This is a genomic window from Streptomyces sp. NPDC057302 (genome assembly GCF_042667685.1).
In the GTDB taxonomy this organism is placed as follows: domain Bacteria; phylum Actinomycetota; class Actinomycetes; order Streptomycetales; family Streptomycetaceae; genus Streptomyces.
In genome coordinates this window covers 64705-74740 of the sequence record NZ_JBHUZJ010000043.1, presented here as the reverse complement: position 1 = coordinate 74740, position 10036 = coordinate 64705, and the positions used below count along the sequence as shown (strand labels likewise).

11 protein-coding genes, 1 tRNA gene and 1 riboswitch are annotated in these 10036 nt (G+C 68.7%); of the genes, 6 read left to right on the top strand and 6 right to left on the bottom strand.

The features are described from left to right. Positions 1-153 precede the first annotated feature (153 nt). Together ACFUPX_RS26980 and rdgB are read left to right on the top strand one after the other, a co-directional pair. A complete protein-coding gene (locus ACFUPX_RS26980; RefSeq protein WP_383327816.1) occupies positions 154-549 on the top strand; it encodes a hypothetical protein in 396 nt (131 codons plus the stop codon). A gap of 29 nt (positions 550-578) precedes the next feature. Next, positions 579-1184, top strand: coding sequence for an RdgB/HAM1 family non-canonical purine NTP pyrophosphatase (gene rdgB / locus ACFUPX_RS26975; protein ID WP_383327813.1), 606 nt, complete (start codon positions 579-581; stop codon positions 1182-1184). 51 nt (positions 1185-1235) lie between these two features. On the opposite strand, the gene ACFUPX_RS26970 is transcribed toward rdgB, so the two are convergent. The 5 genes from ACFUPX_RS26970 to bcp all read right to left on the bottom strand — a co-directional run bounded on the left by ACFUPX_RS26970 (position 1236) and on the right by bcp (position 5025). Continuing rightward, positions 1236-1311, bottom strand: a tRNA-Leu gene (locus ACFUPX_RS26970). A 12-nt stretch (positions 1312-1323) separates the two neighbouring features. After that, entirely contained in the window at positions 1324-2166 is an 843-nt protein-coding gene (locus ACFUPX_RS26965; RefSeq protein ID WP_383327810.1) for an HNH endonuclease signature motif containing protein, read from the bottom strand. Further along, positions 2163-2783, bottom strand: coding sequence for an HNH endonuclease (locus ACFUPX_RS26960; protein WP_383327808.1), 621 nt, complete (start codon positions 2781-2783; stop codon positions 2163-2165). The genes ACFUPX_RS26965 and ACFUPX_RS26960 overlap by 4 nt, the downstream gene beginning before the upstream one ends. Positions 2784-2931: 148 nt before the next feature. Beyond that, positions 2932-4428 (bottom strand): glycine betaine/L-proline transporter ProP, encoded by a 1497-nt coding sequence (gene proP / locus ACFUPX_RS26955; protein WP_383327802.1) that lies wholly within the window; start codon positions 4426-4428, stop codon positions 2932-2934. A 129-nt stretch (positions 4429-4557) separates the two neighbouring features. Next, positions 4558-5025: a thioredoxin-dependent thiol peroxidase gene (bcp, locus tag ACFUPX_RS26950; RefSeq protein WP_383327799.1), complete on the bottom strand. Its 468-nt coding sequence runs from the start codon at positions 5023-5025 to the stop codon at positions 4558-4560. Positions 5026-5198: 173 nt separating this feature from the next. On the opposite strand from bcp, the gene ACFUPX_RS26945 reads away from it, so the two are divergent. The 3 genes from ACFUPX_RS26945 to ACFUPX_RS26935 all read left to right on the top strand — a co-directional run bounded on the left by ACFUPX_RS26945 (position 5199) and on the right by ACFUPX_RS26935 (position 6437). Then, positions 5199-5528, top strand: a complete 330-nt coding sequence (locus ACFUPX_RS26945) for a DUF3618 domain-containing protein (RefSeq protein ID WP_383327796.1) — start codon at positions 5199-5201, stop codon at positions 5526-5528. Positions 5529-5625: 97 nt separating this feature from the next. Beyond that, positions 5626-5928: a co-chaperone GroES gene (locus ACFUPX_RS26940; protein ID WP_107101836.1), complete on the top strand. Its 303-nt coding sequence runs from the start codon at positions 5626-5628 to the stop codon at positions 5926-5928. A gap of 70 nt (positions 5929-5998) precedes the next feature. Then, positions 5999-6068: riboswitch (guanidine-III (ykkC-III) riboswitch) on the top strand. Positions 6069-6116: 48 nt separating this feature from the next. Next, complete coding sequence (locus ACFUPX_RS26935) at positions 6117-6437, top strand: multidrug efflux SMR transporter (protein ID WP_249589693.1); 321 nt, start codon at positions 6117-6119, stop codon at positions 6435-6437. Between the two features lie 12 nt (positions 6438-6449). Here ACFUPX_RS26935 and ACFUPX_RS26930 read toward each other — a convergent pair whose 3' ends face one another. Continuing rightward, the gene (locus ACFUPX_RS26930; RefSeq protein WP_383327793.1) at positions 6450-9014 is read right to left on the bottom strand and encodes a transglycosylase domain-containing protein; all 2565 of its coding nucleotides are present in this window, start codon (positions 9012-9014) and stop codon (positions 6450-6452) included. Between the two features lie 197 nt (positions 9015-9211). Here ACFUPX_RS26930 and ACFUPX_RS26925 point away from each other — a divergent pair, with 197 nt between their 5' ends. Next, complete coding sequence (locus tag ACFUPX_RS26925; RefSeq protein WP_383327790.1) at positions 9212-10033, top strand: ABC transporter permease; 822 nt, start codon at positions 9212-9214, stop codon at positions 10031-10033. The last annotated feature ends 3 nt before the right edge of the window (positions 10034-10036 follow it).

Genomic DNA, 10036 nt, shown 5'->3' with positions numbered 1-10036 from the left:
GCCACCGGGTTGGCCGGCCAACCGCCCGGCCGATCGCCCGGCCAACCGGGTGGCCGAACAAGCAACCATCGGACCCCCCACACGCGTTCTTACCGATACAGGCGCACGGGCAATGCCGTGCGCCTGTATCAGCACCCGGGGAGGGATCCACGCATGGCCGCGCGTCACCGCCGTATCGCCATCGCCATCACGTCCGTACTCATCGCCGTCCCGGCGGGCATCGGCCTTGTCGGTTGCGACGCAGTCAACAAGGCGCTCGACTGCGTCCAGACCGCGGACACCATCGCCGAGAGCGTCACCGACCTCCAGCAGGCCGTCGAGAATGCCGGCGACGACCCCGCGCAGGCGGACGAGGCACTCGACAAGATCGACAAGAACATCGACGAGATCGGCGACAAGACCGAGAGCACCGACGTGAACAAGGCGATCGACGACCTCCAGAAGGCCGTCGACAACGTCCGCGACTCCATCGACAAGGGCGACGCGACACCCAACCTCAGCCCGGTCGTGGACGCGGCGGGCGAACTGACGAAGGTCTGCACGCCGTAGCACTCGCGGGAGCCCGGATACTGGTCGTCATGACCCGCCTCATCCTCGCCACCCGCAATGCCGGCAAGATCACGGAACTCAAGGCGATCCTCGCCGACGCAGGCCTCACCCATGACCTCGTCGGCGCGGACGCCTACCCCGAGATCCCCGACGTCAGGGAAACCGGCGTCACCTTCGCCGAGAACGCCCTCCTCAAGGCCCACGCCCTCGCCAAGGCCACCGGCCTCCCCGCGGTCGCCGACGACTCCGGCCTCTGCGTCGACGTCCTGGGCGGCGCCCCCGGCATCTTCTCCGCCCGCTGGGCAGGCCGCCACGGCGACGACACCGCGAACCTGAACCTGCTCCTGGCCCAACTGGGAGACATCGACGCCGACACCCACCGCGGCGCCCACTTCGCCTGCGCGGCGGCCCTCGCCCTCCCGGACGGCACGGAACGCGTGGTGGAGGGCCAACTCCTGGGCACCCTGCGCCACACCCCCTCGGGCTCGGGCGGCTTCGGCTACGACCCGATCCTCCAGCCGGAGGGCGAAACCCGCACCTGCGCGGAGCTCACAGCCGCCGAGAAGAACGCGATCAGCCACCGGGGCAAGGCGTTTCGGGCGCTGGTGCCGGTGGTGCGGGAGTTGTTGGGCTGAGGAGCGTACGAGGAAGGGCGCGACGTTCAGACGTCGCGCCCTTTCGTTGCGTGGGCCCGGTGGGACTCGAACCCACGACATACCGGATCTAAACCGGCATCCTCTTTACCAGCTGGGATACGGGCCCCGCCCGGACACTCTACTGTGCCGCGCGGCGACGGTTCGAGAAGGTTCCTGTCTGGCTGTGGCAGGAAGGGCACAGATAGCGGAGGTTCTCCCGGCGGTTGTCCAGACGGTCGCCGTTGATGTGATCGATCTCCAGGGTGAGGCGCTTGTCCTGCCAGGTCTCACCCAAGCCGCACGCCCCGCACACGCGTGGTGCGCCGACCTCGTCGAGAGCCCGCCGCAGCATGATGGTCCGGGTGCGGCCTGCGTCCGAACCGAGCCGGATCAGGATCGCGTCGGCGCTCTTGCGATTGGCTCCGGAGCGGCCGGCGTTGTGCCCTTGTCCGACGAAGTGGGCGGTCGAAAGCCCGTACGCCTCGATGCTGCGTACGGCCCTCGCGCGTCCGGCGCCACCGAATGGGGAGCAGCCCAACGCCCGCATCACTTCGGCCAGTCCGTGGGACTCGGCAACCGCACGTGCGAGATCCGCACGTGGAAAGAGGCTGTCGGCGGCTTCGCCGTGCCGCCAGGTGAAGTGGCTTGTATCGATTCCGAACTGGTCCAGCTTCTTCTTGATGTGCCCGTAAGGGCCGTCCTCCGGCGGGATGCCCATGTGCAGGAACATTTCCCGGATGCTGGAGGAGTGCGCTGCGGCATCCGCCAGAGTTTCCTTCGCGTAGGAGCGGGGGGAGCGTTCGGGCAGCGGCTCCTCGCGGAAATGCCTGGTGTCGATCCCGTAATGCCGGAGGCGATCACGCAGGTATCGGCGAGGGCCTGACCCCATCGGCATTCCCAGTCGGCGCATCAGATCCACCAGACTGGTGCAGGTGGGCGCCATGCGGGCCAGCGTCATGCGGGGGTACTTGACCTGGCTCACGCGCCACTCCGCTTGCGACCGCGATATGTATCCGTCACCGCATGGCAGTTGGGGCAGATGAGGCGGAGATTTCCGGGGCGGTTGTCCCACCAGTCTCCGTTGATGTGATCGACTTCCAGCCGGAGTGGCTTGCCGTTCCATTCGGTGCCGACACCGCACTCCGTGCACTTCTCGGATGCCCCTGCCCGCAGCAGCTCCCGGCGAAGCCGCGTGCCAGGGACCCTCCCGTAGTCCGGAGACCTCAAAGCGAGCACCGGCCCCAGAGAGCCCTTGGGCCTGCCGCGTGGAGTGACGAAGTGCGATGTGTCGACTCCGAGAGCGGCTATCCGGCGGCTGATGTGCGCCTGATTGCCGCCCACATTGCTGATGCCGAGGCAGCGCACGACCTCCCGCACGGTCACGGACCGCGCCACCGCCTGACGGAGTTGGTCCTCTGTGTGACGCACCCACTGCTTCGGGAAATGCGACGTGTCGATTCCCTCCGATGCCATCTTCTGGCGCAGGTAGCGGCGACTGCCGGGTGTGGGAACACCTCCGCACCACCGCACCGCCTCGTCCCAGGTCCTGGTCTCCCGGGCTGCTTCCTCCAGCAGCTCGCGGGTGTAGCGAACCCCCATCGTTCCCCTCCCCATCCGGCCGCGCGTTCGCAGCCCCGTACGGAGTAACGAACCGACAATCGGACAGTCACCACCGGAATGCGGAACAGCCCGCCTCACTTTGCGTGGGGCGGGCCGTTCCGGGGCTGGAAGGGGGAGAGGGAGGGGGTCAGAACTTCGGTGTAGGTGCTGCCGCCTCCACCAGGTCTGCTGCCTCCTGCTTCGTTTCCACCGAGGGGGGCGAGCCCGACAGGGGCTTCTGGGCCGTTTCCTTCATGCAGGCCACCGCGATGATGCCCACCAGCGCCGCCGCCATCGAGTAGTACGCCGGGATCATGTCCGTCCCCGTGATGCTGATCAGGGACGTGATGACCAGGGGGGCCGTGCCGCCGAAGAGGGATGCGGAGATGTTGTAGCCGACCGACAGGGAGCCGTAGCGGACCGAGGTCGGGAACAGGGCCGGGAGCGTCGCCGACATCGTGCCCAGGAGGCAGACCAGGGAGAGGCCCAGCAGGAGCATGCCGCCGGAGACCGCCACCAGGCTGCCCTGCTTGATCAGGAGGAACGCCGGGATCGAGAGGACGAAGAAGCTGACCATGCCCGTCATCAGGAGCGGCTTGCGGCCGAAGCGGTCGGACAGCTTGCCCACCTGGCTGATGATCAGCATCAGGACGATCATCGTGCCGATGAGGATCAGCAGGCCGTGCGAGTCGTCGTAGCCGAGCTCGTCCGAGAGGTACGTCGGCATGTACGACAGGAGCATGTAGTCGGTGACGTTGTACGCGCCCACCAGGGCGATGCAGAGGATCAGCGTCGGCCAGTAGTTGGAGAAGATCTTCGCCAGGTCGCCCTTGGCGGTGGTCTCCACCGTGGAGGCGCCCTCGGACGCCGAGTGGAAGGTGGCGTCCTCCATCTTCTGGAACGCGGGCGTCTCGTCGAGCTTCAGCCGCAGGTAGAGGCCGACCAGGCCGAGCGGGCCCGCGACGAGGAACGGGATGCGCCAGCCCCAGGAGTCCATGGTCGCCGAGCCGAGGGCCGAGTTGAGGATGAGGACCAGGCCCGCCGCGCCCACGTAGCCGGCGAGGGTGCCCATCTCCAGGAAGCTGCCGAAGTAGCCGCGGCGCTTGTCTGGGGCGTACTCGGCGATGAAGGTGGAGGCGCCGCCGTACTCACCGCCCGTGGAGAAGCCCTGCACGAGGCGGAAGAAGATCAGCAGGACCGGGGCCCAGAAGCCGATCGTGGAGTAGGACGGGATCAGGCCGATGGCGAGGGTGCCGATCGCCATCATGATCATCGTCAGTGCGAGGACCTTCTTGCGGCCGATCTTGTCGCCCATCGGGCCGAACACCATGCCGCCGATGGGGCGTACGAGGAAGGACACCGCGAAGGTCGCGAACGACGAGATCAGCTGGACCGTGTCGTTCCCGGAAGGGAAGAAGACGTGTCCGATGGTGACGGCCAGATAGCTGTAGATGCCGAAGTCGAACCACTCCATGGCATTACCGAGCGAGGCCGCTTTGACCGCCCGCTTGACCGCGGCATCGTCCGTGACCGTGATGTCCGTGCGGCGCAGCGGTGGATTCGCGCGCCGTTTGGCGGCGCGAAAGAGGGTGCGGTGACGCTTCACGGCCTCTGTATCGGCCTCTGCCTCGTCGTGGGCCGCCATGGGTAGTCCTTCCGTTCTGCGAACAATCCTCCTGGCATCACTTGCTCGAAGATGGCCGACGCAAACGAACGCCCTCGCGAAGAGGGCGTTCGTCACAGTCGGTGCGGGGCGGGGGAGTGCCCCCGGGAGTCAGATGCCCAGGTCCTTGATGATCTTGGCTACGTGGCCGGTCGCCTTGACGTTGTAGAAGGCGTGCTCGACCTTGCCCGACTCGTCGACCACGATCGTGGAGCGGATGACGCCGGTCACGGTCTTGCCGTACAGCTTCTTCTCGCCGAAGGCGCCGTACGCCTCCAGGGTCTCCTTGGAGGGGTCGCCGACCAGCGTGACCTTGAGGTTCTCCTGCTCGCGGAACTTCGCCAGCTTCTCCGGCTTGTCGGGGGACACGCCGATGACGTCGTAGCCCGCGCTCGCGAGGACGTCCAGGTTGTCGGTGAAGTCGCAGGCCTGCTTGGTGCAGCCGGGGGTGAGGGCGGCCGGGTAGAAGTAGACGATGACCTTGCGGCCCTTGTGGCCGGCCAGGGAGACCTCCTTGCCGTCCGCGTCCGGCAGGGTGAAGGCCGGGGCCGTGTCGCCGGGGGTGAGTCGCTCGCTCATCTTCGGTCTCCTCGCACAGGATGTTCGTATCGCACAGGGTGCTCGTAAAACGTGTGGTGACGGAGTCGAGCGTAATAGGGGTGCCGTGGGGTGCGGTGGGCCCGGAGCTGACAGACTGTCGGCGATACGTACAGAAGGATCAGGCAGCGGGACACGACCACGGAGGCAGCGCGGTGTCGGACACGTCGGATATCAGGACCCCGGCGCAGATCGAGGCGGACATCAAGCGCCGTCGCGAGACGCTCGCCGAGACGCTCGACGAGATCGGGGTGCGGGTCCACCCGAAGACGATCGTCGGTGACGCGAAGGCCAAGGTCGTCGCCAGTGTGGACAACACCCTCGGTCGGGCGTACGTCGGCGCGAATCGCGTCGTCTCCGACGTGCGGGCGCAGCTGGTGACCGAGGACGGTGCGCCGCGTCTGGAGCGCGTCGTGCCGGTGGCGCTGGTGGTCGTGGGCCTCGTGGGGCTGCTCACGGTGAGTTCGCGCCGCCGCAAGCGCTGACCCGGCATCGTCCGGGCGCGCCGCGGGCAGGTAGGTTCGGGGCGTGAGCGCCAAGAGCCAGGGACACAGCACCCACGACGACAAGCTGCCCATCCGCATGCTGCACGACCGCGTGCTGGTGCGGCAGGACACCGGCGAGGGCGAGCGCAGGTCGGGGGGCGGCATCCTGATCCCCGCGACCGCCGCCGTCGGCAGGCGTCTTGCCTGGGCCGAGGTCGTCGCCGTCGGGCAGAACGTGCGGGCGGTGGAGCCGGGTGACCGGGTTCTGTACGACCCCGAGGACCGGGCCGAGGTGGAGGTGCGGGGCGTGGCGTACGTGCTGATGCGCGAGCGCGACCTGCATGCGGTGGCCGCCGACCGGTTCGAGGGCTCCGAGGACTCGACCGGGCTGTATCTGTAGCGGTCCCTGGACGTATAGCGGTCTAGATGTACGCGAGGGGCTGGTGACCATCGTCACCAGCCCCTTTTGCGCGTTCTTTGCTACCTTTTAAGGACCCCGACGAGACGCGCCGTACCGGGTTTCCGCAAAGACGACGCACCCCCATTCAAGTGACGCGAGAGCGCGTCCTATGTGTCGGAGGTGCCGTCGTGGCCTGGGTTCTGTTGATCGTCGCCGGTCTGCTCGAAGTGGGCTGGTCGATCGGGATGAAGTTCACCGAGGGGTTCACCCGGCTGTGGCCGAGCGTGTTCACCGGCCTCGGAATCGTCGCGAGCATGCTGCTGCTCTCGCATGCCGCCAAGACGCTGCCCATCGGTACGGCGTACGGCGTGTGGGTCGGCATCGGTGCGGCCGGTGCGGCGGTGGTCGGCATGATGGTGCTGGGTGAGCCCGCCACCGCCGCCCGGATCTTCTTCGTCGTGCTGCTGCTCGTGGCCGTCGTGGGTCTGAAGGCGACCTCGGGGCACTGAGCCTCCCGGCGGCTACTGGCCGGCCTCGCCCTTCCGTCTGGCCGCCGAGTTGTCCGTGAGGCCGCCCAGGGCCCCTTCGTCGACGCCCCCTCCGCCGTCCGCGGCGGAGCCGTCGGTCTGGCCCTGGGCGGCGCCCGGATCGGCCGTGGTGCTTCCGTCGGCCGCCCCGCCGTCGACGGTGGCGCCGCCGTCCGTCGGGCCCTGGGTCTGCCCCTGGTCCTGCCCCTGAGTCTGCCCCTGGTCCTGGCCCTGCGTCTGCCCTTGGTCCTGGCCCTGGGTCTGGCCCTGGTCCTGACCTTGGGTCTGGCCCTCGTCCTGGCCCTGCGTGCCGTCGTCGCCGCCGGTGGCCGCCCCGCCGGTCGCCGGGTCCTCCTCGACGCCCGAGGGGTCGGGCAGGACCGGTACGTCGGCGCCCTCCTCCAGCTCCAGGTCGAAGTCCTTCACCGGCTCGCCCTCCAGGGCGTCCCTGGTGAACTGCGCCCAGATCTGGGCGGGGTAGGCGCCGCCGTTGATGCGGGGCTGGCCCAGGGCGCCGTACAGCGGGGTGTGCGCGCCGCTCTCCGGGTCCTGGCCCATCACGGAGACCACGGTGGCGAGTTCGGGGGTGTAGCCCGCGAACCAGGCGGCCTGGTCCTCCTCGGCGGTGCCGGTCTTGCCCGCCGCCGGGCGGCCCGCGGCCTGCGCCGCGGTGCCGGTGCCGCCGTCGACGACGCTCTGGAGGATGGACGTGGTGGTGTCGGCGGCCTCGCGGCTGACGGCCTGCGCGGTGTTCTTCTCCGGCAGCTCGACCTCCTGGCCGTCCTTGGTGACCTTCTCGACCATCGTGTACGTGCCGTGCTTGCCGTGGTTGGCGAGCGTCGCGTACGCCTCCGTCATGTCGAGCACGGAGGCCGTGGACGGGCCGAGCGCGATGGAGGGGGAGGCGGTCAGGTCGGGGGTGGACTCCGGGACGCCGAGGGCGATCGCCGTGTCCTTGACCTTGTCCGAGCCGACGTCGACGGCCATCTGCGCGTAGACGGAGTTGACGGACTTGTCGGTGGCGGTGCGGACGGGGATGTCGCCGTAGTTGACGTCGTCCTCGTTCTCGGGGGCGTAGGCCCCGCCGTCCCAGCCCTGCACCGGGCGCTTGTTGGTGCCGTCGTAGATCGTGTTCGGCGTGATGGGGCGGCCGTCCTGGGTGACCGAGCCGTTCTGCACGGCCGAGGTGAAGACGAACGGCTTGAAGGTGGAGCCCACTTGGTAGTCGCGGCGCGTGGCGTTGTTGACGTACTGCTTGGTGTAGTCGATGCCGCCGTACATGGCGACGACCTTGCCGGTGGCCGGGTCGATCGAGGCGCCGCCCGCGCGCACGTTGCGGTCGACCTTGCGGGCGTCCTTGTCGATCTTGGACATCACCTGGTCGTCGACGGCCTCCTTGAAGGCGTCCTGGCGGTTCTTCTGGAGGGTGGTGGTGATGCGGTAGCCGCCCCTGGCCAGGGTGTCCTCGTCGACGATGTCGTTGGCCGTCAGGTAGTCCTCGACGGCCTGCACGAGGTAGCCGCGCTGCCCGGAGAGGCCGGAGGAGCCCTTGGCCTCCTTGGGCTTGGGGAACGTGGTCGTCCCCCGCTCGGCGGCGCTGAGCCAGCCCTCCTTGACCATGCCGTCCAGGACGTAGTTCCAGCGGCCCACGGCCCGCTTCTTGTTCTCCGGGTGGGTCGCCACGTCGTAGGCGTTGGGGGAGTTGAGGAGCGTCGCCAGATAGGCGCCCTGCGCGGTGGTGAGCTTCTTGACGTCCTTGCCGAAGTACGCCTGGGCGGCGGCCTGCACGCCGTACGCGTTGCGCCCGAAGTAGCTGGTGTTCAGATACCCGGCGAGGATGTCGTCCTTGCTCACCTCGCGGTCCAGCTTGATGGAGATGAAGAACTCCTTCGCCTTGCGGGTGACCGTCTGCTCCTGGCCCAGGTAGTAGTTCTTCACGAACTGCTGGGTGATCGTCGAACCGGACTGCTTGCCCTTGCCGGTGACGGTGTTCCAGGCGGCGCGGACCATCGCCTTGGGGTCGACCGCGGATTCGCTGTAGAAGTCCCGGTCCTCGGCGGCGAGCGCGGCGTGCTGGACCTTCTTGGGGATCTGGCTCAGCGGTACGTTCTCGCGGTTGACCTCGCCGTCGCGGGCCAGTTGGGTGCCGTCGGCGTAGAGGTAGACGTTGCTCTGGGCGGTGGCCGCCGCGTTGGCCGGGGGGATCTCCACGATCATGTAGCCCGCGACGAAGCCGCCGACGCAGAGCAGGATCAGCAGGACGAACCCGCCGAGCACCATGCGCCAGGTGGGGAAGATCCGCCGCCAGCCCTTGCGCTTGGGGCGTTTCTTCTTGCCCTTCTTGCCCGTCTCGCCCTCGGGTGTGTCGGGCGTGTCGGGGGCGTCGGCGGTGGCGCCGGCGGCGGGGGCCCCGGCGGTGCTCGCCGGAGTCCCGGCGGTGCTCGCCGGGGGCTCTTCCGGGGTCTTGGCCGGAGTCTTGGCCGGGGGATCCACGGGTTCGCGGGGCGCCCAGCCCTCGGGCTCTTTGCCGTCCCGCTTATGCGGCTCGTCGCTGCTCATGTCTCGTGGAACTCCCGGTTCGCGTCGTACGTCACGTACGCCTCGTACGACCCATTGCACACTGTCGCTTCATGCGTTCCCCGCCAGGCACGCGCCGAGCGCCGAAAATGCCTGGCACGAGCGATGACGAGCGCACTAAGCTCCGTCCCTTTGGTCCGGAACGGGCCGGGCCCTCGTCAAGACTCTCGCTAAAGGGGATGCGTGTGCGTACAGGACGGTTCCGCTTGTACGCGGCCGTCGCCCGAGGAGGCTTCCGGCGGTACGCGACATATCGGACGGCGACCCTGGCGGGAGTGTTCACCAACACCGTCTTCGGGCTGATTCTCGCGTACACGTACATCGCGCTCTGGGACGAGCGTCCGGGGCTCGGCGGCTACGACCAGGCGCAGGCACTGACGTTCGTCTGGCTGGGGCAGGCGCTGCTCACGGTGATGGCCCTGATGGGCGGCGGCTTCGAGGGCGAGCTGATCGAGCGCATTCGCACCGGTGACATCGCCGTCGACCTGTACCGCCCCGCCGACCTCCAGCTCTGGTGGCTGGCGACCGACCTGGGCCGGGCCCTGTTCCAACTCCTCGGGCGCGGTGTCGTGCCCATGGTGGTCGGCGCCCTCGTCTTCGACCTGGCCCTGCCCACCGAGCCACTGCGCTGGCTCGCCTTCTTCCTCGCGGTGTTCCTCGGCGCCCTCGTCAGCTTCGCGATCCGCTTCCTGGTGGCGCTCTCCGCGTTCTGGCTGATGGACGGCGCGGGCACCACCCAGGTGGCGATGCTCGCCGGCACCTTCTTCTCCGGGATGCTGCTCCCGCTGAACGTCTTCCCCGGCGCCCTGGGCGAGATCGCCCGCGCCCTGCCGTGGTCGGCGCTGCTCCAGGTGCCCGCCGACGTGTTCCTCGGCAAGCACACGGGCGCGGACCTGCTGTGGACGTACGCTTTCCAGATCGGCTGGGCCGCGGCGCTGCTCACCGCCGGGCGGCTGCTGCAGGCCGTGGCCACGCGACGGGTGGTGGTCCAGGGTGGCTGACCT

Bases quoted from the DNA above. Each gene is read 5' to 3' on its own strand.
- bcp (WP_383327799.1), bottom strand. From the start codon at position 5,025: ATGAGCGAGCGACTCACCCCCGGCGACACGGCCCCGGCCTTCACCCTG.
- ACFUPX_RS26925 (WP_383327790.1), top strand. From the start codon at position 9,212: ATGCGTGTGCGTACAGGACGGTTCCGCTTGTACGCGGCCGTCGCCCGA.
- ACFUPX_RS26960 (WP_383327808.1), bottom strand. From the start codon at position 2,783: ATGGGGGTTCGCTACACCCGCGAGCTGCTGGAGGAAGCAGCCCGGGAG.
- proP (WP_383327802.1), bottom strand. From the start codon at position 4,428: ATGGCGGCCCACGACGAGGCAGAGGCCGATACAGAGGCCGTGAAGCGT.
- rdgB (WP_383327813.1), top strand. From the start codon at position 579: ATGACCCGCCTCATCCTCGCCACCCGCAATGCCGGCAAGATCACGGAA.
- ACFUPX_RS26930 (WP_383327793.1), bottom strand. From the start codon at position 9,014: ATGAGCAGCGACGAGCCGCATAAGCGGGACGGCAAAGAGCCCGAGGGC.
- ACFUPX_RS26940 (WP_107101836.1), top strand. From the start codon at position 5,626: ATGCTGCACGACCGCGTGCTGGTGCGGCAGGACACCGGCGAGGGCGAG.
- ACFUPX_RS26980 (WP_383327816.1), top strand. From the start codon at position 154: ATGGCCGCGCGTCACCGCCGTATCGCCATCGCCATCACGTCCGTACTC.